The sequence below is a fragment of the Thalassolituus hydrocarboniclasticus genome, from assembly GCF_025345565.1.
GTDB classification, from domain to species: domain Bacteria; phylum Pseudomonadota; class Gammaproteobacteria; order Pseudomonadales; family Oceanobacteraceae; genus Venatoribacter; species Venatoribacter hydrocarboniclasticus.
Window position 1 is genome coordinate 3,958,616 of sequence record NZ_CP054475.1, and the last position, 22,965, is coordinate 3,981,580.

A 22,965-nucleotide genomic window follows, 5' to 3' on the forward strand; every position below is an offset into this window, starting at 1 on the left:
ATTTACTGCTTAACCGGTCGCGCCCAGCCCGTCACGTTGCGCTGCTTACCCCGCGCCACGGCAAGCTCGCCCTCAGCCACTTCTTTAGTGATCACCGAACCCGCGGCGACCGTTGCGCCTGCGCCAATTTTTGCCGGCGCCACCAGCGACGAGTTGGAGCCGATAAAGGCGTTATCGCCAATTTCGGTTTTAAACTTGTTTACGCCATCGTAATTGCAGGTGATGGTGCCCGCGCCAACGTTCACGTCTTTACCGATCTCAGCATCACCGATATAGGTCAGATGATTGACCTTGGAACCTTCGCCGATCACCGATTTTTTTACTTCACAGAAGTTACCGACCTTAGCGCCGTTATGCAGCTCGGCGCCCGGACGCAAACGCGCGTATGGGCCAACATGGCAGTCAGCGGCTACCAGCGCCTGATCGATCATGGAATAACATTCAATCTCGCAGCCCTGCCCGATGCGGCTGTTTTTAATCACGCAGTACGGGCCGATCTGTACGCCGTCTTCCAGTACCACATCACCTTCAAACACACAGCCCACGTCGATACGCACATCGTTACCAACGGTCAGGGTACCGCGTACGTCGATACGCGCCGGATCGGCCAGCGACACACCATCGCGCAACAGCTGATCCGCCAGCTGGCGCTGATAAACGCGTTCCAGACCGGCCAGTTGCAGACGGTCATTCACACCCTGCACTTCGTATTCGTCCTGCGGATGAATCGCCCGCACCGCCACACCCTGCTCCACCGCCATGGCAATCACATCAGTCAGGTAGTACTCGCCCTGTGCATTATTGGCGGACAGCTTTGGCAACCACTCATTCAGCAACGCGGCCGAAACCGCCAGAATGCCGGTGTTCACCTCACGGATTTTACGCTGCAGGTCGCTGGCATCTTTGTGTTCAACAATGGAGAGAATATTGCCGGCATCGTCACGCACAATACGGCCATAACCGGTCGGGTCCGCCAGCTCAACAGTGAGCAGGGCCAGAGCCTGGCCATCGTGGGTTTCGTCGAGCAGCTTCTGCAGGGTTTCTGTGCGGATTAATGGCACATCGCCGTACAGCACCAGCACGGTCGCTGCCGGATCAACCTCAGGCATCGCCATCGCCACCGCATGACCGGTACCTTTCTGCTCCGTCTGCAGCGCCCAGGTCAGCGGAAAGTCCGTGATCTGTTCTTTGACCACATCAGCCCCGTGCCCGATCACCACATGCTGCTTCGCCTGTGGCAGTGCTGCAGCGCTGTTGAGTACATGCGCCAGCATCGGCTTGCCAGCCAGACGATGCAGTACCTTCGGCAGGTCCGATTTCATACGCGAGCCTTTGCCCGCAGCCAGAGTAACGACGGCCAGTGTCATAGCGGTGTGTCCCGAGAAAAATATGCCGGCTATTCTAGGGCCTCATGACACGAATTCAATCAGAGTGCTATTCTTGGCCGCTTTCTTATACGCAGCTCAGCAGATGGATATGCGCTCTCACTACTTATCAATTCTGGCGTCCGGCCTGATTTCACTGTTCCTTTTCTATTCGCCGCCGACCTTTGCCGAAGCCGCCAGAGGCTTTTCGCAGGGGCCTGCACCAGAGTGGGTAAAGCCGCACCGCTATACTCCCGGCAGTGAGCGTGAAGGCGCCCATGGCGGCATTGATTATCTGCTGGTTGAATCACAACGGCGCGCCGGCACCCCGGACAAACCAAGGCAAACCTTCCGCCGTTTCCGTGAACGCATTCTGAATCAGGCGGGCCTTGATAAAGCCTCCGAGCTTTACCTTTACCACAATCAGGAATATCAGCAGCTGGCCCTGCACCAGGTCGACGTGATCCGCGACGGTCAGGTTATCAACAAGCTGGATTCACTGGTGATTAACAGCTTCCGCTCGGAAGACCGGGCCAGCAGTCTGATCTACGACGGTGTTATCCGTACCCATCTGATAATTGATGATCTGCGTATCGGCGATGAACTGGAATACAGCTACACCACCACCGGCAGCAATCCGGTTTACCAGCAGCTTTATTCCGTCGGCCTGCAGGTTTCCTGGGGCGTACCGGTTGAGCAGGTTTACTACCGCGTTGTCTGGGATGGACCTGCCCCGTTAAACGTCAGATCACTCAGAACAGAGGTCGGCGTAACATCGGCGCAGACTGGCGACCGCTTTGAATATGAAATCCGCCTGCGTAATACCGATGTCATCAAAGACAATTCTGAAAAGCCTTCATGGGCGGATGCCAGTGGCTATGTTTTCCTCTCGACGGTTTCTGCATGGCAGGATGTCGAGCACTGGGCCGCACCTATGTATCAGCAGGCCATCGGCAGCAGCGACGGCATTGCAGCAGTAGTCGCTGATATCCGCCGTCAGGCACCCACCAGCACCGGGCAGATTGCTCTGGCCCTTGCCTATGTGCAGGACAATATCCGTTACCTTGGACTGGAAATGGGCACCAACTCCCACCAGCCAACCCCTGCAAGCGAAACACTGGAATTACGCTACGGCGACTGCAAAGACAAAACCGTACTGTTGATAAGTCTTCTCCGCGGACTGGGAATCAGCGCCTATCCGGCACTGGTAAGCACAGAGACGGGCAAAGATCTGCACAACTATCCGCCATCACATAATCTGTTTGACCACGTGATCACCTACGTGGAAAACGCAGGCAAAAGCTACTGGCTGGACCCGACACGCCGCAATCAGGGACAGATTATCGAGGGGGTTTATCAGCCCGACTATGGCCATGCTCTGGTGGTTGGTATGCAGCGCAACGCACTGACGCCGATGCAACCGCAGCACAACAGCTACCTGACCATCCGCGATGACTTTTATCTGAACGCCGACGCTGCACAGCCAGTAACATTTACCACCTCTTCAGACATGCAGGGCTGGTTTGCTGAGAATTTCCTCAGCCGCCTTGAACGCAGCAGCATGCAGGAGCTGGGCGAGTCTTATCAGAACTATTATCAGGGTTACTACAATGGCACCAGCGCCAGCTCTCCTTTCAGCTATGAACGCGCAGGGCAGCACCTGATAACCCGCGAACAGTACAGCATTGCTGACTTCTGGGAAGAGGACGGTGACCGTCTGGAACAAACCTTCTACCCGGGCACCATCCGCAACTATCTGGTGCTACCCGAGGAGCGGGAGCGTACTTCGCCTTTTGCTCTGATACACCCCGTGACCGTGTCTCAGACCATGACGATTCACTTCGAAGGCGATGACTGGAGTTTCGACAATCATGCTTTTGCAGAACAAAACGCCTTTTTTCACTACCAGCGCGACGTTGTCTACAACAAAGGTGAGCGACGACTGACACTTACCCAGCAGTACACCTCGCTGACCGATCACGTGCCCGCCGCCGACACCGCCGACTACATCGCCGCTGTTGAACGGGCGCGTGCAGAAACCAATTACGGTATTTTCCGTTACAAAGAAACCGCGACAACAAGCAGCGAAGAGGGATTCTGGCCCGACGCCTACACCTTAACGATGACATTGCTCGGTATCTGCGCAGCGGTTCTCTGCATCGTACTGATCAGCTGGTTTGTGGCGATGCGCAGGGAAGAAAATACACCGCAGCAGTATTACCCGCTGCCGCTCTGGCAATTCGTCTTCCTGATGCTGATTACTCTGGGAACCTACAGCCTGTTCTGGGCCTACCGTAACTGGAAATACATTAAGACACTGGATAATTCCGACATTATGCCGGCCTTCAGAAGCCTGTTTGCAGTTATCTGGTTTTTCCCGCTCTACAACCGGGTGGCAAAAGACTATAGCGCAATGGGCAGAAACAGCCTGCTTGCCTCCCCTCTGATAGCCGCTGCTGCCGCCCTGACTTACCTGTTGGCTATGTTCTCCGAACAGCTGCTGCAGGAGCTGCTGAATAACCGCGCACTGCCTTATACCCTGTTGTATATCCTGCTGCCGATATTACCGCTGGCGGCAGTACTGCTGCTGATCAATCATCAGAACGGGCAGGTTCCGTCGCGGCTGCGCTGGCGCCACTGGCTGCTGGCCACTGTCATGCTGCCGTTGCTGGCTCTGATCTGCACGCAGGAGATGTACCTGATTCCCGCCGGCGGTGTGGTTGAGGGTCATGTCATCAGTCAGAGCGACCGCCGCTTTATGGACCGGCGCGGCGTGTTACCCGCGGATGACAATCTGCTGTATTTCTACAGTGACGCATTCTTCGACATCCGTTCCGACGGTAACGGCTTTACCGGCGAGCGGGTGTTTTCTTACTGGCAGGATGACAGCGATGATAACTTTTACTTCCACAGCGCCAAGCTTGCGGACGTTAAAGATATCCGCGTTAAATACTCAGAACGCTGGGATGAAAATACTCTGGTTACGATCGTCACTGAGAGTGATAAAGAATTCGTACTGTATGTGAGCAATGATAATAAACGCGACAAATTATTCGTTAATTCACTGAAAGCGCAGTGGAAAAATCAGCGCCAGGCGCTGAGTGCACAAACGCTTTAATGATCACGGTCCGGAGCAGATGATGCTCAGCTCATCATCTGCTCGCTGTCTTCCAGCAGATCCAGATAATCCATTTCGGTAATACCCAGCGCATCAAAACATTGTTCACTGACCGGTGCCCAGTCGGTCAGATCACGGCCACGGCGGATGCGGTTAACAATATTGTCGGCAATTTTCAGGGTGGCGAAGACCAGTGCAATTTCATCCTGCAGGTGGTCGCTCAGAAAATGTTCGTCGTGATGGTTCAGCACCACCTGACAAATGTCTTTCGGCAGTGACCAGCCGCTGGCAATAAAAAAACCAACCTGGGCGTGGTTGCACTGATAAAGCTCATCTTCGAACAGCAACGGGTTACGGCTGTAATCTTTATTAGCGCGTTCCAGAGTCTGACGGTAATCCGGAAAACGCTGGCTCATCGCAGCAATACCGCAATCATGGAACAGACCGGTAGCGTACAGGTTTTCGGCGGCTATTTTGTCTTTGATGGTTTTGCCGACATACACCATGGTGTCAGCCACCATACTGGCGTTATCCCATAAACGCTCAAGGCTGATCGCACCTGTCGTACTGAAACTGTTACGCAGTAATAATCCGCTGACCAGTGTCCCTACCGACTTTGAGCCCAGCAGCATCACCGCCTGAGGAATATCACTGATCGTGCGGCTCATGCCGTATTGTGGCGAGTTGATGGTTTTCAGAATCAGGGAGGACAGGCCGATATCGCGTGACAACAAGTTCGCCAGCTGCATCAGATCTGCCTCAGGATCATCAATAATGCGCTGGATATCGATCAGGATCTGCGGCTTGGACGGTATGGTAAAACCACGGGAAATACGCTCCATTACTTCATCAGAAACAGTAATCATCGGCTCTCTCAATACTCAACAGCTGCCACTTAACGACAGTCAATCAACATCTGATAAACAGCAGCCAGTGCGCTGCTGTTTATCAGAATAGTGGCTGAGTCCGTAATTTGCTGACAAAAAACATAAAAGCCTGCTTTAACTCAATGTTGGATGTATTGCCGCAACCTGTTTCAACCAACCGCCTGCAATAACAGCAGTGCGAAATATTCACGCTCGTCGGTCCACAGCTGGCGGGTTTCAAATCCTGCGCTGCGGGCCATGTTCTGCAGGGTGTCCGGTCGGTATTTGCAGGAGTTTTCGGTGTGAATGCTTTCGCCTTTACGCAGCGCTATCTGCTGACCGGCGACATTAATCATCTGGTCAACCTCACTGATCAGGTGCATTTCTATTCTGGATTGTTCAGCGTTATAACGTGCCTCGTGGCGGAAACGCTGTTCGTCAAATCCGGCACTTAAGGTCTGGTTCAGGTGACGCAGAATGTTTTTATTAAAGGCGGCGGTGACGCCCTGCTGATCGTTATAAGCGGCTTCCAGCACTGCAACATCTTTTTCCAGATCAACACCGAGCAGAAAATAACTGCCACGCCCCAGTGTCTGACGTACGCGCTGTAAAAACTGCCGGGCTTCCGGCGGCGTGAAATTCCCCAGACTGGAGCCGGGAAAAAATCCCAGTTTGCGTTCCGCCTGCTCAATCTGGCGCGGCAGGCTGAGCGGCTGGCTGTAATCCACACAGGCGGCATAAATGCTCAGCCAGTCGTAGTCATCCAGCAGACGCTGGGCGGCGGCCAGTAAAAACTCACGGCTGATATCCATAGGCACATAACAATCCGGGCGCAGCGCTTCGAGCAGTAAACGGATTTTAAGACTGGCCCCCGCACCGTATTCCAGCAGCACACTGCCAGCCCCGACGATGCCTGCGATCTCACCACTATGCTGACGCAGCAGGCTGATTTCGGTACGGGTCAGATAGTATTCCGGCAGCGCAGTAATGGCCTCGAACAGCTGTGAACCGCGCTCGTCGTAAAACAGTTTGGCTGGCAGCGTCTTCTGCCGTTGCGTCAGCCCTTTCAGTACTTCTTCGCGCAGATCCAGTGGTGCGGGCAGATGATCAAAAACCTGCAGAGCCTGTCGTTTCATACCTTATCTCCCGTTTATTGCGGTGAGTGTTCCGGATTGATCAGGGTTAGTGAGTGTCGCGGGCCAGACGCAGGCCGGTAAACTGCCAGCGCTCATGGGGGTAGAAAAAGTTGCGGTAAGTAATACGGCCGTGACCTTCGGGTGTGGCGCAGGAGCTGCCGCGCAATACCATCTGATTACACATAAATTTGCCGTTGTATTCGCCCACTGCGCCAGCAGCAGGACGGTACCCCGGATAAGCCTGATAAGAGCTTGCAGTCCACTGCCAGCGGCAACCAAACAGCTGCTGCAACTGTTGCGGATACAACCGTGCAGCGCTCTCCCATTCCGCTTCGCTCGGCAGGCGCGCACCCGCCCAGCGGGCGTAGGCATCGGCTTCGTAAAAACTGACATGGCAAAGCGGCGCCTGCGGGTCGAGCGGCTGGCGGCCGGCCAGGCCGTAGGTACTCCATTCATTATTGTGCCGGCGCCAGTACAGCGGCTGCCGCTCCTGTGGCGGCAGACTGCTGATCCAGCTCCAGCCATCGGCCAGCCACCATTGCGGCTGCTGATAACCGCCCTGTTCAATAAACTGCAGGTATTCCGCATTGGTGACTAAGTGGCTGGCGATTTCTCCACCCTGCAGCCACTGGCGGTGACGCGGGGTTTCGTTATCAAAGGCAAAGGCCGGGCCGCTGTAGCCGACCTCGGCAATGCCTTCCGGCAAGCCCAGCCAGCTCAGCGTTGTCTGTTCTGCAGAATGCGGTATAGCCTGCTGATACACAGGTTCCAGCGGATTCTTTGCCCAGCAATACAGCAGGTCGGTGAGCATCAACTCCTGATGCTGCTGTTCATGATTCAGCCCAAGTTCAATCAGTGGCTGCAGGCCGGCGTCATTCAACAGGGGCTGCATGGCCTGATCAATATGAGCGCGATAGGCCAGTACCTCATCCAGCGAGGGGCGGGATAACAGACCGCGCTGAGCACGCGGATAAGGCTGACCAATGCCGTTGTAATAGCTGTTAAACAGATGGCCGAACAGCGGATGAAATTCCTGATAATCAGGGCGGTGGGGTTTAAGCAGAAAGGTTTCGAAGAACCAGCTGGTGTGGGCCAGATGCCACTTCAGCGGACTGGTGAATTCGGCGGCCTGTAACTCGTGATCGGCAGCATTCAGCGGCTGGCACAGAGCGAGCGTCTGTGTCCGGACCTGCCGGTAAAGCTCCATGTCCGTACCTCCGTGGCAAACTGGTGTCAGGTGTTAACCTGACCCAAAGCGTCAGCCATGGCAAGTCCGTTGCGGTAATTGGCCTGATCGGGACCTGGTGTCAGATCAGGGTGATTAATCCGGACTTAAACAGCTGGCAAAACGCTGGGCCAGATCCTGAATAAAGTCAGGGTAGCCACTCTTTGTCACAGAAATATGACTGGCCACCGGGTCCAGCTCGCCCTGTTTAACATCCAGACCACGTACCACTGATTGCACCAGCGCCGGTGAGAATTCCGGCTCACTGAACACGCACACCACTTCGCCGGAGGTCAGCTGGTCGCGCATGCGTTGCAGGGTTTTCATACCGGGTTTCTGCTCCGGTGACAGGGTGAAGGCACCGACCTGATTGAGTTGCATGGCCTGCACCCAGTGATCATAAGCACGGTGGAAAACAAAGAAACCACGGCTGCGCAGCGGTGCCAGCAACTGCTCGGCGCGCTGTAAAGCAGCATCAACATCCGCCGCGAAGTTACCGGCGGGCAGCTCCAGCGCATCGGCCAGCTGCTGCTGGGCGCGTACCATCATGGCCGGCGAAAACCACCAGTGACCATCGTTCGGCTGGCCTTCTTCGCGCAGTTTTGCAACATCAATCCAGATTTTATCCGGCCAGCGGCGGGCAAAACCGCTGAGGTAAGGCTCAGCCTGAGCACCAGACCAGATAATGACATCGGCGCTCTGGATAACATCAATATCGGATGGGCGCAGGGAAAAATCGTGTGGCGTCATTCCCGGTGGCAGCAATACGCTGAGTTGTTCCGTCTCTACCAGAGAGGCAGCCATCAGCGCCAGCGGGTGAACAGTGGCCAGCACTTTGTATGGCGGTTCATGGCTGATAGGAGCAGCCTGACTGCTCAGACTGAGACTCAGCAACAGTGAAATCAGCAGCAACGGCAAATTCTTCATTGTATCGGGGCGTTCCTGTCGTAGAATTGCAACATTATAACCTAATCTCAGAGGCGCGACGATGGCTCAAAACGTCTATAAAGCCCATGATCACCACGCCTGCATCAACAGTGCAGTCTCCCGCGCCCGCGCCCTGTGCGAAGAACAGGGCGCACGTCTGACCCCGGTACGCCAGCGCGTACTGGAGCTGGTCTGGGCCAATCACAAACCGGTTGGTGCCTACGATCTGCTGCCGAAACTGGCGGAAGAAGGTTTTAACTCTGCACCACCAACCGTCTACCGTGCCCTCGATTTCCTGCTCGATCTCGGTCTGGTGCACCGCATCAGCTCCCTGAATGCCTTTATTGGCTGTACGCATCCGGGCGAAGCGCATCCCAGCTGCTTTTTTGTCTGCCGCGAATGTGGTGAAGCACAGGAGCTGGACGCTGAGCAGGTGAATAAAATCGCCCGTCAGGCCGAACAGATGCTGGGTGTGAAAGTCGAACAACAAATGACCGAACTGATGGGTCTGTGCCCAAGATGTCAGGACACCGTATGAGCAGCACCAGTGCCGCCACCATTCTCAGCGCCAGCCAGCTGCGCCTGACACGCCAGCACAAAACGGTCCTGGACAATATCAGTCTGAACCTTAAAACCGGTCAGATCATTACCCTGATCGGTCCTAACGGCTGCGGCAAGTCGACGCTGATTAAAGTGCTGCTGGGGCTGGAAAGCGCCGATTCCGGCAAAGTCACGCGCCGTCCCGGACTGCGTATCGGCTATATGCCGCAGCGCCTGAGCCTTGATCAGCGTATGCCGTTAACGGTTACCGGTTTTCTGCGGCTGGCGCGCGGCGCCGGTAACGAGCGCATCGGCTACTGGCTCGACCGCCTGAGCATCTCTGCGCTGGCGCAACAGTCGGTGCATGATTTGTCCGGCGGCGAATGGCAGCGGGTCTTACTGGCCCGCGCGCTGCTGATCAAACCCGATCTGCTGGTGCTCGACGAACCGGTGCAAGGCGTCGATGTGCAGGGTCAGCTGGAGCTGTACAGCCTGATACCGCAACTGCGGGACGAGCTCGGCTGTGCGGTACTGATGGTATCCCACGACCTGCATCTGGTGATGGCGGCCACCGACGAAGTGATCTGCCTGAATGGCCATGTCTGCTGTTCCGGACATCCGGATACAGTGTCCATTGATCCGGCGTATATCCGCTTATTTGGTGCCCGCCTGCAGCAAGGACAAAAACAGGCTCCTCTTGCTCACTACACCCATCATCATGATCATCAGCACTGTGCCGACGGCCATGTTGAGCACCACGCACCCGGCAAGGAGATTCTGTGAATCTGTTCGATTACTGGTGGCTGATGCCATTAATGGCGGGCATTCTGCTGGCTCTGGTGGCCGGACCGCTGGGCAGCTTTGTAGTGTGGCGGCGCATGGCCTTTTTTGGTGACACCCTGGCCCACGGCGCTCTGCTGGGCATTACCTTTGGTGTACTCACCGATATCAACCTGACGCTGGCACTGGTGCTCGGCTCGGTGCTGCTGGCGCTGCTGTTGCTGCCGCTGCAGAACCGCTCGCGCTTATCGTCCGACACCTTATTGGGCATTGTCTCGCACAGTACGCTGGCGATTGGTCTGGTGACACTGAGTCTGGCCCAGGGCATCCGCGTCGATCTGATGGGTTATCTGTTTGGTGATCTGCTGGCGGTAGAGCGTATTGATGTGCTCTGGATTCTGCTGGCGGCCATTCTCATTGCCGTGCTGCTGTTCTGGCAGTGGCGCGCCTTGCTTGCCATTACCGTCAGTCAGGAACTGGCTGCGATCGATGGCCATCCGGTGCAGCGCCTGAACCTGATGCTGATTCTGTTGCTGGCGTTACTGGTCGCTCTGGCCATGAAGGTGGTGGGGATCTTACTGGTCAGCGCCCTGCTGATTATTCCGCCGGCGGCGGCGCGCAGTCTGGCGCGCACACCGGAGCAGATGGTGTTTCTGGCCAGTGCGACCGGTGTTATCTCAGTGCTGTTAGGCTTGTGGGCATCATTCCACTGGGACACACCGGCAGGCCCCAGCGTGGTCGTGGCAGCAACGGCTTTATTCGCGTTCAGCCTGGTGCTGCAGAGTCTGCGCGACGCCAGACGTCCTGCCTGACAGCAGCACCAAACATAAATAACGGACAAAAAAAGACCCGGTCGCCATTGGGGGCAAACGACCGGGTCAACTTCGGATCATTGGGGAAGTACCGAAGAAAAATCTACCTGAAAAGAACTACTGCGAACCATCCGGAGAGATGTCATGCGTCTTAACATCCTTCCCGAAGGAATATTTAAACTATAGCCACGGATTCGTAATTTGCTGGTCGCAGCTGCGCTTTTCAGTTGTATTTTCTTATGGATAACTGCTGTGCGATAAATATCAGCAATGACGGTAAGACCGGATGATCTGTTGCTCTGTGGCCGCCGCAAACGGCCTCAGAAAAAGGCAGGAGGCCGGCATAGCGCCGGCCAGAGTCAGGCTTCTGGTGTTTCTTCTGTTTCTGCAGCCCTATCTTCAGGCGGCAGCAACCAGCTGTTCAGGCGCTTTTGCAGTTCGTCTGTTCCTTCACCGTTCAGCGATGAGTAGGTCTGCACGCTGACCAGCTTACCCAGCGATGAAACTGCTTTACGCACCTGCAGTAAGGCACTCTGCGCCGGGCCGCGTTTCAGCTTATCGGCTTTGGTCAGCAGAATATGCAGCGGCATTTCAGAACGCTTAGCCCACTGAATCATAGCGTTGTCGAATTCTTTCAGCGGATGGCGGATATCCATCAGCAGCACCAGACCAATTAAGGCATCGCGGTTCTGCAGATAATTATCCAGCTCGCGCTGCCATTCGTTTTTCACCGCCAGCGGCACTTTGGCGAAGCCGTAACCGGGCAGATCGACCAGCGCCAGCGGTAATTCACCAATCTGGAAATAGTTAATTAACTGCGTACGGCCTGGAGTTTTACTCGTACGCGCCAGTTTTTTGTGACCTGTTAACCTGTTCAGTGCACTGGATTTTCCCGCGTTGGAGCGGCCGGCAAAGGCTACTTCCCGCAAAATATCCATCGGACACTGGCTCAGCTTCGCGGCGCTCTTAACGAAGTGAGTGTTGGTATAGGTCAATGATTCCTGTTCTATCATGGGGTAAACGTAATGACCGTCCGGAAATTAATGTTATATAATGCTTAGCCTTTGGATGACGCACCCATTCTATCACAGGGCGATGAGTCCGGGGCTAAGCTGTTTTAACCATCTAAAACAAGCAATCAGAGAGAGACTCCTATGATGAAAAAATTAGCTGTGATGGCTGCCGTAACTGCAGCAATGAGTGCAAATGTTCAGGCCTTCGACGTTGCTGCCAAGTACCAGCAGACCTGTAACGTATGTCATGCCATGGCTGTTGCCGGTGCTCCGAAATCCTTTGATAAGGCCGCCTGGGAGCCTCGTCTGGCCAAGGGTATGGATGCTCTGGTAGCCAGCGTCACCAACGGCCTGAATGCCATGCCGCCACGCGGCCTGTGCATGGACTGTACTGCTGACCAGTACAAACAACTGATCAACTACATGGCTGCGCCCAAGTAAACGCGCCCTGAGTAGTAGACGAATTCACATATAACCTGGACCTGATGATGAAAAACCTGTTGATTAGCCTGATCGTTTCTGCCGGACTGATGTCCGTTGCTCACGCCGGTGATGCTGAAGCCGGTAAAGCAAAATCTGCTACCTGTGCTGCCTGTCACGGTGCCGACGGTAACAGTCTTGCACCAACTTTCCCGAAAATTGCAGGCCAGGGTGAGCGTTATCTGATCAAACAGATCAAGGACATTCGCGATGGTAATCGTCCGGTTCCGGCAATGGCTCCTTTTGTTGCCGGCCTGAGTGATGCTGATGTCGCCGATCTGGCTGCTTATTTCAGTGCTCAGGTGCCAACCAACGGTGGTGCTAAAGAAGAGCTGGTTGAACTGGGTCAGCGTATCTACCGCGCCGGTATCGAAAGCAAGGGCGTTCCGGCTTGTCTGGCATGCCACGGTCCTGACGGTAAAGGCATCGAAGCTGCTGGCTTCCCACGCCTGGCTGGCCAGCATGACGCCTACACTCAGGCTCAGCTGACTGCCTTCAGCATGAACCAGCGCACCAACGATGGTGACAGCCGCATGATGCGCGATATTGCCTATCGTCTGCACACCACTGAAATCGAAGCCGTGTCTTCGTACATTCAGGGTCTGCGTTAATCCGCAGATAAAAAAAGGTGGCCTCGGCCACCTTTTTTTATGCCTGCAACTTGACCCGTCTTTGCACTTTGGCGGTGGGCGATACCGAACCTTTATGCAAAAATACGTCTAACAAAAATCTGATTAATAAGAATGGAGTAACCCATGTTGTCACAGGTAACAAAATGGATGGCGGCCGCTGTATTGCTGATCAGCGCCAGCGCCCAGGCCGCAGAATACGAAGCCGGCAAAGAATATAAAGTGCTGGCCGAGCCGGTACCTGTGCTGGCCGATGGCAAAGTGCATGTTGAAGAAGCCTTCTGGTATGGCTGCCCGCACTGCTTCCACCTTGAAGACATCATTACTCCATGGAAGAAAAACCTGCCGGCTGACGTAGCCTTTGAAGGCGTTCCTGCCATGTTTGGCCGTGCCTGGGTATCCCACGCCCAGTTCTATTATGTAGCCGATGTTCTGGGCGTGCTCGATCAGGTTCATGGCGAAATTTTCAAAGCCATTCACGTTGAACGCGCACGTCTGCTGGATCGTGACGATCAGCGCGACTTCCTGGTTGCCAAAGCCGGTGTAAAAGCTGCTGATTTCGATAAAGCCTATGAGTCTTTCACCGTGAAAAGCCGTATGAAGCAGGGTGATCAGCGTATCCGCGCGTTCCAGATCTCCGGCGTACCGGCACTGATCGTACAGGGCAAATACATCATCGACGCCACTTCAGCGGGCGGTCAGGACAAAATGCTCGACGTTGCTGACTACCTGATCGCCAAAGAGCGCGCAGCACTGTCCGGCAAGTAACATGACCCATTTCTGCACTCTGCAGGAATTCACAGCGGCACCCCGTGCCGCTGATACCCTTCGTTTACTCTCCTTCAATATGCAGGTCGGCATTCAGACCGGCGGCTATCACCACTATCTGTTACGCAGCTGGCAGCATTTATTACCCTGCCGTGAACGCGACTGGGCATTAAGCCAGATTGCACAGTTAATCAGCCCCTTCGATATTGTTGCTCTGCAGGAAGCCGATGGTGGCAGCTGGCGCAGCAGCCAGGAAAATCAGGTCGAACGTCTGGCACGGGAAGCCTGCTTCCCGCACTGGTATCAGCAGATCAACCGCAACCTGGGCAAGCTGGCGCAACACAGCAATGGTTTACTGACACGACTGCCGGCGGCACGGGTGGAGCAACATGCACTGCCCGGCCTGCTGCCCGGCCGTGGCGTAATGCTGCTGCGTTTTGGCGAAGGCGAGCATGAACTGGTGGTTGCCATCACTCATCTGGCGCTGGGCAAACGCACACAGTTCAGCCAGCTCGATTTTCTCTGCGATCTGGTCGCTGATGCACGACGGCTGGTGATCATGGGCGACCTCAATCAGGAAAGTGAAATCCTGCTGCATCAGAGTCCGCTGAAGCAGCTGGCACTGCACCGGCTGGAGCAACACCTGCCGACCTACCCCAGCTGGCAGCCCAGCCGCGGGCTTGATCATATTCTGCTGAGCGACAATATTGAGCTTAAGCGCATTGCTGTCATCGACCATCCGCAGTCAGACCACCTGCCGGTCGCTGCCGAAATTGTCCTGCCCGGATAAGCTGACGCCGATCATGATTTTTCCGCCATCCGGCGCGGCAACTTCGGTTGCCTTACCTATACTTAGCCTGACTATTTTCAAAGCCCACCAATAGAAGTAACCCGAGGACGCAACATGGCAGAGGGAACAGGGTCGGATTCCGCCCGGCGCTGGCGCGACAAATATCTCGACCTGTTAGACAGCCACGAGAAACTCAAAAACTCTTCCGAACTGCAGCACGACCAGATGCGCCGTGGTCTGGTGATGGTATCCCTGCTGGCTGAAGGTCAGGCAGCCGGTGTCGACAAATCCCTGAACGATCTGCGCGAAGCCCTGAAACCCGGCGCCAGCGGCATGAACCGGGTAATGGATGAGCTGGAGCGGGCCGTCAAACGTTTTGAAGAACAGAACACCGCCCAGGCCGAAGTGCTGCTGGGGCAGCTGAGTGACACCGCCGATAAACTGAGCCTGTGCCCACTACCCAAACCTCTGCTGAAACGCATTAAAGATATCCGCAAAGGTGCCGCCAACGAGCTGCTGAGCTGGTCCGGTTATATCAACCAGCTACAGAGCTGGATTCAGATCCTCGGTGAAATTGCCACCCTCGAAGGCTTTGAAGAACAGCGTAACAGCAAGTGGTGGCAGCGCTGGTTTAAGCCCAGCGACACCGAAAGCGATGAAGAGACAGCGGACGACAGTGCAGAACATGACGACCAGCCGGAAGCTGAGCCGGGCTTTTCTCATATTGCTCAGGAAGTTTCCGAAACCCTGCTCAACCTGCTGTCACAGCTGGTGATTCCTGACCGTCTGAACCATACCGCCCTGAATCTGCAAAACCGTCTGCAGGAAGGTCTGAACTGGTACGAACTGGTACCTCTGCTGGAAGACACTACCGACTTCCTGCTCGAATGTCTGGGCAACAGCCAGACCGAACTTGAGCAGTTTCTGCAAAGCCTCGATCAGCGCCTGAAAGCCATTCAGGTACTGGTCAGTGAAGCCAGCCAGGGACAACTGGAACGCAAGCGCGCCCGCCTTGATCTCGACAGCATGGTGCGCGACCAGATTGCCGATATCCGCTCAGTGGTCACCGGCTCCGGCGATCTGGGCGAGCTGGGCGTCAGTGTGCGTGATCACCTGACCATGATCGTGCAGGCGATGGAAAAATATCAGAAGGAAGAAGAAGAGCGCGAAGAACGCCTCGCCGCCCGGCTGGAAATGCTGCAGGCGCGACTGAGCGAAATGGAAAAAGAAGTCACCGAAAGCCGGGTTGCCATCGAAGAACAGAAACGCCGTGCCACCCACGACAACCTCACCGGCCTGCCCAACCGTGATGCCTATCAGGCGCGGCTGGCCGATGAACTGCTGCGCCGCAACCGCTATGGCGGCTCACTGGCTTTGGTGGTGGGTGATGTCGATCACTTCAAACGCATCAACGATAATTATGGCCACCTGGCCGGTGATAAAGTGCTGCAGCTGATCGCCCGCTCATTGCGTAAAAACCTGCGCGATGTCGATTTTATCGCCCGCTACGGCGGTGAAGAATTTGTCATCCTGATGCCGGAAACCAATACCGCCGATGCGATGATTGCCGCCGAGAAGCTGCGCGCCAAAATCGAAAACAGCCCGTTCAACTTCAAAAAAGAACGGGTACCTATCACCATGTCCTTTGGTGTCAGTGAGTTTCATGCACTGGAATCACCGGACGCCGTTTTCGATCGTGCCGACAAAGCACTGTATCAGGCCAAAAAAGAAGGCCGTAACCGTATCTGTCAGGGCTGATAGCCCTGACAGATAGCGCCACAATGGCAGAAATCTGGCTGCAACTATTGATCTTTTCTTTCGCTCTGATAAATTCCCGCCTCAAATCTTTCGATTCGAAACATAATAATGCCCAAACGCAATACGGTACAACGCCGCCACGGCATTCTCAGCCAGCTGAGTAAGCACGGTCAGGTCCAGGTTGAAGAACTGGCGCGGCGTTTTGATACCTCCGAAGTCACCATCCGCAAAGACCTTGCGACCCTTGAGCAAAGCGGCCTGCTGCTGCGCCGCTACGGTGGCGCAATTCCGCTGCCAAGCGAGCTGATGAGTGAACCTGCGGGCACGGATGATGGTCAGAGTCCTGCTCAGCAGAAAGTTTCGAAACGAAAGCAGGCAATTGCCCGGGCCGCCGCCAGCTGTATCCGCGACCATAACCGCATCATTATCGATTTCGGCAGCACCACCGCCGCACTGATTCCGGAGTTACAGAGCAAGCGCGGTCTGGTGGTAATGACCAACTCGCTGAACGTTGCCAACGCCGTGCGCGAGCTGGAAAACGAGCCGACGCTGCTGCTCAGCGGCGGCACCTGGGATGCCCATTCCGAGTCCTTTCAGGGCCAGATTGCCGAGCAGGTACTGCGCTCTTACGACTTCGACCAGCTGTTTATCGGCTGCGACGGTATCGACCTCGAACGCGGCACCACCACCTTTAACGAGCTGCTGGGCTTAAGCCGGGTGATGGCCGAAGCGGCGCGCGAAGTGATTGTACTGGCGGAAGCCGACAAGGTCGGACGGCGTATTCCCAACCTCGAATTACCCTGGTCAGCGGTCAATATTCTGATTACCGATGACCGGCTCAGCACTGAGCAACAGACATTAATCGAACAACAGGGCGTGCGCGTAATCATCGCGGCGTCCGGCAACGGAGAATAACAATATGTGTGGCATTGTCGGCGCGGTAGCGCAGCGTGATGTGGCGGAAATCCTGCTCGAAGGCTTAAAGCGTCTGGAATACCGCGGTTACGACTCCGCCGGCCTGGCGATTATTAATGGTCAGGCCGAACTGAAACGCCTGCGTCGTCTGGGCAAGGTTCAGGCGCTGGCCGATGCGGTAAAAGCCGATCCGCTGCCCGGCGGTACCGGCATCGCTCACACCCGCTGGGCGACCCACGGTGAGCCGTCCGAAGCCAACGCCCACCCGCATATTTCCGGCGACATCGCCGTGGTGCATAACGGCATCATCGAAAACCACGAAACCCTGCGCCGCGAACTGCAGGCCCAGGGTTATGTGTTTACCTCGCAGACCGATACCGAAGTGATCGCCCATCTGGTCGAGCGCGAACTGAAAAACGCCGACTCGCTGCTGGCCGCCGTTATGGCTGCCCGCAGCCAGCTGCATGGCGCTTATGGCATGGTGGTGATCGAGCGCCAGCAGCCAGAGCATATGATCGTCGCCCGCTCCGGCAGCCCGCTGGTGATTGGTTTTGGTATTGGTGAGCACTTTGTCGCCTCTGACCAGCTGGCCCTTCTGCCGGTGACGCGCAAATTCGCTTTCCTAGAAGAAGGTGATGTGGCCGAGATCCGCCGCGATGGCGTCAGCGTTTACGATCGCGACAACAACGCCGTTGAACGCGAAGCCCACGAAAGCACCGTCGAACATGATGCCGGTGACAAAGGCGAATTCCGCCACTACATGCTGAAAGAAATCTACGAACAGCCGCAGGCCATTGCCAATACCCTCGAAGGCCGCCTGTTTAACGGCCAGCTGAACCTCGAAGCGCTGGGCGACCTGAGCGGTATCGAACAGGTACAGATTATCGCCTGCGGCACCAGTTATCACGCTGGCATGACCGCGCGCTACTGGATCGAAGATATTGCCGGCGTGGCCTGTAATATCGAGATCGCCTCGGAATTCCGTTACCGCAAATCCGTGGTGCGCCCCAACAGTCTGCTGGTCACCATTTCCCAGAGTGGCGAAACCGCCGACACCCTGGCCGCCCTGCGCCTGGGTAAAGAACTGGGTTTCAGCAAAACACTGACCGTCTGTAACGTGCCCGGCTCTTCACTGGTGCGCGAATCCGATATGGCACTGATGACCCGTGCCGGTGCCGAAATCGGCGTGGCCTCAACCAAAGCCTTCACCACCCAGCTGGTCGCCCTGCTGCTGCTGACCGCGGCACTGGGCCGTGGCCGTGATATGGATAAAGCCAGCGAACAGCGTATCGCCGACGCCCTCACCAGCCTGCCGGGCTTAATCGATAAAGCACTGCAGATGAACGCCGACATTCAGAAGCTGGCCGAGCACTTTGCCGAGAAGCACCACGCTCTGTTCCTTGGCCGTGGCGACCAGTACCCGATTGCGATGGAAGGTGCGCTGAAGCTGAAAGAAATTTCTTATATTCATGCCGAAGCCTACGCCGCCGGTGAACTGAAACACGGCCCGCTGGCACTGATCGACGCCGAAATGCCGATCGTCGTGGTTGCACCGCACAACGATCTGGTGGAAAAACTGAAATCGAATATCGAAGAAGTACGCGCCCGTGGCGGCGAGCTGTACGTGTTTGCCGACGAAGCCGCGGAAATCAGCCCGCAGGCCAATATGCAGGTAATGGCCGTTCCGCACTGCGACGACATCATCGCCCCGGTACTCTACACATTGCCGCTGCAGTTACTGAGCTACCACGTTGCCGTAATCAAAGGCACCGACGTCGACCAGCCGCGGAATCTGGCCAAGAGTGTGACGGTGGAGTAAGCAACGGCTGAACGGCCACGGGTTCTACCCCGTCCTCATATTCAGTTGAGGACTGTATGCAGTCCCTATCAGAGCACTCGAGAGCAAGATAAGAGCAATGAGAAAGCAGAAAAAGTTTTCTCCGGATGGCTTTGCGCAACACTGCGGCCTGGACCGTAGCTACATGGGCAGAATTGAACGGGGCGAGGTAAACATTACAGTGGAAAAGCTCTACCGCATTGCGGCAGAGCTGGGTTGTGAGCCAGGGGAGCTGCTTCCGCCTGCTAAGGTGTCAGACATCATCTAGTTTTTCACTAAGAAGTTACTGAATAGTTACCCCGTTTAAGTCTTTGCCATAACGATAAAGGCTCACCAATGCCCTTCCTGATTTACCGCTCCCAAGTCGAGTCCCTTCAGCCAAAGCTTCTTTGATTAGATCAGATGACTTCAGCTTTTCTGTGACCAGCTCCTCAACAAGAGGCCTTAGTTGCTGGATCATTGCTCGGGCTCCCGCTTCCACACCGTCGCGAAAGCCTCTTTCGTAATCGCTCTCCTCACGTTTGGGTTGATATTCCCCCTCTTTACCTTGGGTTTCAAGGTTGTCTTCGATGGTAGCCACAGCAAGACGTTTCTTTGTTTGACTCATGATCTGTCCTTCGTAAAGTAGTAATTTTTTAACAATCACAGCAGTAGTAACAGCGATCACAGCAACTCTGGATGTCACCTTCCTGGTCACAGCAGTTGCACCACCCGGCTCGAAAGACCAGAACGCCGAATTTCTTAACAGGCGTTAAACTGATAAAAACCATGATATTAACCTCAATCAAAAAGGCAGCTGATGCCATAAATAACGCCAGCGGCTATGGCTACCGGAGCTGCAGCGGTGATGATGGCTCCGGTAGCCATTCCTCCACCAACGACACCACCAATGGTGGCCATTCCAGAAGCAATGGCCGCCGCTCCCGTTGTTCCTGCAGCACCAGCTGATGCAGCCAAAGTTGCACCCAAAGTACCTGATGTTGCCGACATGATTGTTGCCCCTGACCCTCCAACAACTGCTGATGCCGTAGAAGCCGCTGATGCAGCTGTTAAGCCACCTCCAGCCAAGCCAACTTTTGTAGATCGGGTGATATTTTTGTGCATGACATTCTCCAAGATTTCTGAGTTAGCCCCTCAAGCAGGGATTTCTAGTCAAACATAACCTTGGGTAAGTTGAAAATGCACTCAGCCATATATATATTTCGAACAACAAAAGCACTGGGTAATGTATTTCAATAATTAAAATGAAATCCATACCCAATGAAATATTTTATTGGAATAATATTAAAAATTACTTATTTTTTAGTTGGCTATGGGTAACTAGAAATAAGAGCGCGAACATTCGTCCACCTCGGTTTGAGCTGCAAAAAAATGTCAGAAATATCGATCTCCCTATTAAAAGAACGATTCGGCGCTTCAAATATAAGGCGCCTACTTAGACAGACACGCCATATTCAGCACTACCTTTGGGAGCAGACGTTTGCACTTTGCCTGTATTCTCGGAGTTGTTATGTCTTGGAAGAGAAAGAAAAAGCTCACAATTACGCGCAGCGCATTCGGATGGTTCATGTGCTGGAAAGACTTAACAATAATTACGTGGAGAGTGCAGTGCCTGACATGCTGAGAAAGCTATCGATCGGATATAGCTGCCCGAGCATCTTGGGAGAATTCAGGCATAGCCTCGATGATGAGTCAAAACAGATAAAAGGCGATGAGCTAACTTCCCACTTAAACCGATCTGCCTTAAAAGGAGCGGCGTCCGATCTTGAAGATGCCCTAGCATGCAGTTCGATCACATTCCCAAAGAACGACGACAGACATCCGTATAGCTTTCAGCAAATGCATTTGGCTCTAAGCAAGACATTGCCGTTATTTCAACAGCTACTGTTTCTACCGGCACCTGAGGAGCTCATTGTTAGCTGTGCCATAAAACACATACCAGTCACGAGAGAACCTACCTTACCGACCGAAGATGAAGTATTCCAGCAGATAGAAAGCAGTGTACTGGGGGAGTTCGAACGTATATCAGCCAATCTTTGGGCCAATCCACGAAGCAACAAGATTCATGAGCACTTCACCGAGCAAGTCGAATTTTATCTTTCCGATACATCACTTGATATCAGAATGGATCGCGCTTATCTAACATCTGTAAGTAATTTCGGTGAGTTTGAAGCATTCATCGATGCTCTTTCAGCTGGCATACAAGCTGAACTGTATAAAACGGGTAAGGTCTCTCAATTCCACCGTATTCGCGGCAAAAGAAGCAAGGTGACTTTAACGTCAAGAGATGTGCTAAACACAATGGCCTCATGGCAGGAAAAGAACTCCATGGGCATTGTTAAGCGACTTGACCAATGCCCAAGCATCATCGCAGCAATCTTAAGCTTCGATCTAGAGCATAGAGTCGGGCTTTTTGACGATCACCTAGGGTCAAATGGTGGGAAAAATGATGTTTTGAGAAGCATAGGGTTAAACGACACAACTTCACGGCTTGGCAAGATTAAGATCATTGAAAAACTTATCAGGTCATTCTTATGCGGTAAACCAGCAGTAGCCAGCTTCAGTATCAGAACTACACCTGGCGCAGTCTATGAGAATCACGAACCTGAGCTCAACAGAATGATGGAAAATTGGATCATCAAGGACAACGACAGGCCAGAAGAGAAAAACAGATACAAAACAATCACGGAGTTATACAAAAAAAGATCAAGCTACCTGTTGATAGAAGCCAAACCTCCTAGACCGGGCCAGGAGAACGAGCGAAAAACGCAACGCAGACAATTCATCTCACCAAAAAAACGGGTTTATGAGCAAATTGAAAAGCGTAAGAACACCCCTGGTACAAAGCTCCCTGTGGGAAGCGAGCTAGCAATGCCGTTCTGGTCTGCGTTTGATCCAAACGAAGCCATTATTGATCCATTGCAAGGCCCGGGAGCCACGCACTCCAAAGAAAACTCAGCTTGAGTCTACTTTTATATCAAACTCTATTTGATAAAGAATCTGGAGTTTTTCTAAAACTCCTCGGTATTTTAATCAAACTTTATTTAAAAAATGATTATAGCTCACTCAAAAACGGCGGATTTCTTATCAAACTTTATTCACAGGCTACAACTAACTCATTTCCCGGACTGTCTGGATATGCTCAGAAAATTACTCACCACCACGCTGCTCTGCTGCTTTCTGCCAGCGGTACAGGCTGCTCCTGATTTCGCTGAACTACGAGTGCAGGCGCAGCTGTCCGGCGATACTTACCTGACCGACAGCGAACGTGAAGCGCAGCTTCTGCAGCAGGGCCAGACGCTGATTCATCAGGCTACGCTGGCGGATTCGCAGGTCAGTTATTTTCTCAGTCAGGGCAATGGCGTGCAGACCATCGCGATCCGTGGCACCGCCAATCTGGCGAATGTGATGGTCGATCTGGATATTGAATTTCAGCCGGACGAGCGTCTGGGCATTACCCTGCATAACGGCTTCCGCAGTGCCGCCGAGGCCGTGTTTAACGATGTCAGACCACGGCTGGTTGCCGGCATGCCGGTGCAGATTACCGGCCACAGTCTGGGTGGTGCCATTGCCGTCGTGCTGGCGATGTATTTAAAACACGATACGGCAATGCAGATAACGCAGGTAATTACTTTCGGCCAGCCCAAGGTCACCAACGTTACCGGCGCTGATATCTACAGCAGTATTCCGCTGACGCGGGTCGTTACCCAGAAAGATCTGGTGCCACTGGTGCCGCCACTGAGCCCGCTGCAGATTAAGGATCTGGATGTTTACTGGCATATGGGCGAAGAAATTATTCTGCTCGGCGGCCAGCAATATTCGCAGACCCGCGGGTTAAAAAGCATGCTGCGCGCAACCAAACTGAGCACGGCACTGCCGGATGAAAGCAACCTTCAGGCGCATCAGATCACCACTTATCAGGCGCTGATCGGTGAGCTGCTGCAGTCGGCCGAAGAAGTGCCTTACCAGATGGAAATCAATCTGTTCGGGCTGTCGATTAATTAACC

General features: G+C 54.3%; 22 protein-coding genes. 14 read left to right on the forward strand and 8 right to left on the reverse strand.

Annotation, left to right across the window (positions count from 1 at the left end; translation table 11 throughout):
• Positions 1 to 2 precede the first annotated feature (2 nt).
• On the reverse strand, positions 3 to 1,367 hold the full coding sequence (gene glmU, locus HUF19_RS17820; RefSeq protein WP_260997835.1) for a bifunctional UDP-N-acetylglucosamine diphosphorylase/glucosamine-1-phosphate N-acetyltransferase GlmU: 1,365 nt from the start codon (positions 1,365 to 1,367) through the stop codon (positions 3 to 5).
• A 109-nt stretch (positions 1,368 to 1,476) separates the two neighbouring features.
• Between glmU and HUF19_RS17825 the strand changes: the two genes are divergently transcribed.
• Positions 1,477 to 4,482 (forward strand): DUF3857 domain-containing transglutaminase family protein, encoded by a 3,006-nt coding sequence (locus tag HUF19_RS17825; protein ID WP_260997836.1) that lies wholly within the window; start codon positions 1,477 to 1,479, stop codon positions 4,480 to 4,482.
• A gap of 26 nt (positions 4,483 to 4,508) precedes the next feature.
• On the opposite strand, the gene HUF19_RS17830 is transcribed toward HUF19_RS17825, so the two are convergent.
• The 4 genes from HUF19_RS17830 to HUF19_RS17845 all read right to left on the reverse strand — a co-directional run bounded on the left by HUF19_RS17830 (position 4,509) and on the right by HUF19_RS17845 (position 8,636).
• Positions 4,509 to 5,348 (reverse strand): HDOD domain-containing protein, encoded by an 840-nt coding sequence (locus HUF19_RS17830; RefSeq protein WP_260997837.1) that lies wholly within the window; start codon positions 5,346 to 5,348, stop codon positions 4,509 to 4,511.
• Positions 5,349 to 5,518: 170 nt separating this feature from the next.
• Positions 5,519 to 6,484: an L-histidine N(alpha)-methyltransferase gene (egtD, locus tag HUF19_RS17835; protein ID WP_260997838.1), complete on the reverse strand. Its 966-nt coding sequence runs from the start codon at positions 6,482 to 6,484 to the stop codon at positions 5,519 to 5,521.
• Positions 6,485 to 6,530: 46 nt separating this feature from the next.
• Entirely contained in the window at positions 6,531 to 7,691 is a 1,161-nt protein-coding gene (gene egtB, locus HUF19_RS17840; protein ID WP_260997839.1) for an ergothioneine biosynthesis protein EgtB, read from the reverse strand.
• Positions 7,692 to 7,805: 114 nt separating this feature from the next.
• Positions 7,806 to 8,636, reverse strand: coding sequence for a metal ABC transporter solute-binding protein, Zn/Mn family (locus HUF19_RS17845; protein ID WP_260997840.1), 831 nt, complete (start codon positions 8,634 to 8,636; stop codon positions 7,806 to 7,808).
• A 61-nt stretch (positions 8,637 to 8,697) separates the two neighbouring features.
• Between HUF19_RS17845 and HUF19_RS17850 the strand changes: the two genes are divergently transcribed.
• The 3 genes from HUF19_RS17850 to znuB are packed head-to-tail and all read left to right on the forward strand — an operon-like array spanning position 8,698 to position 10,768.
• Positions 8,698 to 9,174, forward strand: a complete 477-nt coding sequence (locus HUF19_RS17850) for a Fur family transcriptional regulator (protein ID WP_260997841.1) — start codon at positions 8,698 to 8,700, stop codon at positions 9,172 to 9,174.
• Entirely contained in the window at positions 9,171 to 9,959 is a 789-nt protein-coding gene (gene znuC / locus HUF19_RS17855; protein ID WP_260997842.1) for a zinc ABC transporter ATP-binding protein ZnuC, read from the forward strand. Before HUF19_RS17850 ends, znuC begins: the two co-directional genes overlap by 4 nt.
• A gap of 2 nt (positions 9,960 to 9,961) precedes the next feature.
• Entirely contained in the window at positions 9,962 to 10,768 is an 807-nt protein-coding gene (gene znuB, locus HUF19_RS17860; RefSeq protein WP_436317772.1) for a zinc ABC transporter permease subunit ZnuB, read from the forward strand.
• Between the two features lie 359 nt (positions 10,769 to 11,127).
• Here znuB and yihA read toward each other — a convergent pair whose 3' ends face one another.
• Positions 11,128 to 11,781: a ribosome biogenesis GTP-binding protein YihA/YsxC gene (gene yihA, locus HUF19_RS17865; protein WP_260997843.1), complete on the reverse strand. Its 654-nt coding sequence runs from the start codon at positions 11,779 to 11,781 to the stop codon at positions 11,128 to 11,130.
• A gap of 141 nt (positions 11,782 to 11,922) precedes the next feature.
• Here yihA and HUF19_RS17870 point away from each other — a divergent pair, with 141 nt between their 5' ends.
• From HUF19_RS17870 to HUF19_RS17905, 8 genes are all read left to right on the forward strand, one after another.
• Positions 11,923 to 12,222, forward strand: a complete 300-nt coding sequence (locus HUF19_RS17870; RefSeq protein ID WP_366516520.1) for a c-type cytochrome — start codon at positions 11,923 to 11,925, stop codon at positions 12,220 to 12,222.
• A gap of 44 nt (positions 12,223 to 12,266) precedes the next feature.
• Positions 12,267 to 12,872: a c-type cytochrome gene (locus HUF19_RS17875; protein ID WP_436317730.1), complete on the forward strand. Its 606-nt coding sequence runs from the start codon at positions 12,267 to 12,269 to the stop codon at positions 12,870 to 12,872.
• Positions 12,873 to 13,016: 144 nt separating this feature from the next.
• The gene (locus HUF19_RS17880; RefSeq protein WP_260997844.1) at positions 13,017 to 13,658 is read left to right on the forward strand and encodes a thiol:disulfide interchange protein DsbA/DsbL; all 642 of its coding nucleotides are present in this window, start codon (positions 13,017 to 13,019) and stop codon (positions 13,656 to 13,658) included.
• A 1-nt stretch (position 13,659) separates the two neighbouring features.
• Positions 13,660 to 14,448 carry an endonuclease/exonuclease/phosphatase family protein gene (locus tag HUF19_RS17885; RefSeq protein ID WP_260997845.1) on the forward strand — a complete coding sequence of 263 codons (789 nt, stop codon included), beginning with the start codon at positions 13,660 to 13,662 and terminating at the stop codon, positions 14,446 to 14,448.
• Between the two features lie 114 nt (positions 14,449 to 14,562).
• The gene (locus HUF19_RS17890; RefSeq protein ID WP_260997846.1) at positions 14,563 to 16,206 is read left to right on the forward strand and encodes a GGDEF domain-containing protein; all 1,644 of its coding nucleotides are present in this window, start codon (positions 14,563 to 14,565) and stop codon (positions 16,204 to 16,206) included.
• Between the two features lie 108 nt (positions 16,207 to 16,314).
• Positions 16,315 to 17,121, forward strand: coding sequence for a DeoR/GlpR family DNA-binding transcription regulator (locus HUF19_RS17895; protein WP_260997847.1), 807 nt, complete (start codon positions 16,315 to 16,317; stop codon positions 17,119 to 17,121).
• A 4-nt stretch (positions 17,122 to 17,125) separates the two neighbouring features.
• A complete protein-coding gene (gene glmS / locus HUF19_RS17900) occupies positions 17,126 to 18,940 on the forward strand; it encodes a glutamine--fructose-6-phosphate transaminase (isomerizing) (protein WP_260997848.1) in 1,815 nt (604 codons plus the stop codon).
• Positions 18,941 to 19,037: 97 nt separating this feature from the next.
• Positions 19,038 to 19,226 (forward strand): helix-turn-helix domain-containing protein, encoded by a 189-nt coding sequence (locus HUF19_RS17905; protein WP_260997849.1) that lies wholly within the window; start codon positions 19,038 to 19,040, stop codon positions 19,224 to 19,226.
• A gap of 15 nt (positions 19,227 to 19,241) precedes the next feature.
• Here HUF19_RS17905 and HUF19_RS17910 read toward each other — a convergent pair whose 3' ends face one another.
• Together HUF19_RS17910 and HUF19_RS17915 are read right to left on the reverse strand one after the other, a co-directional pair.
• A complete protein-coding gene (locus HUF19_RS17910) occupies positions 19,242 to 19,625 on the reverse strand; it encodes a hypothetical protein (RefSeq protein ID WP_260997850.1) in 384 nt (127 codons plus the stop codon).
• Positions 19,626 to 19,738: 113 nt separating this feature from the next.
• On the reverse strand, positions 19,739 to 19,948 hold the full coding sequence (locus HUF19_RS17915; RefSeq protein ID WP_260997851.1) for a hypothetical protein: 210 nt from the start codon (positions 19,946 to 19,948) through the stop codon (positions 19,739 to 19,741).
• A 525-nt stretch (positions 19,949 to 20,473) separates the two neighbouring features.
• On the opposite strand from HUF19_RS17915, the gene HUF19_RS17920 reads away from it, so the two are divergent.
• Both HUF19_RS17920 and HUF19_RS17925 read left to right on the forward strand, forming a co-directional pair.
• A complete protein-coding gene (locus HUF19_RS17920; RefSeq protein WP_260997852.1) occupies positions 20,474 to 21,922 on the forward strand; it encodes a hypothetical protein in 1,449 nt (482 codons plus the stop codon).
• Between the two features lie 174 nt (positions 21,923 to 22,096).
• The gene (locus HUF19_RS17925; RefSeq protein WP_260997853.1) at positions 22,097 to 22,963 is read left to right on the forward strand and encodes a lipase family protein; all 867 of its coding nucleotides are present in this window, start codon (positions 22,097 to 22,099) and stop codon (positions 22,961 to 22,963) included.
• Positions 22,964 to 22,965: the final 2 nt, after the last annotated feature.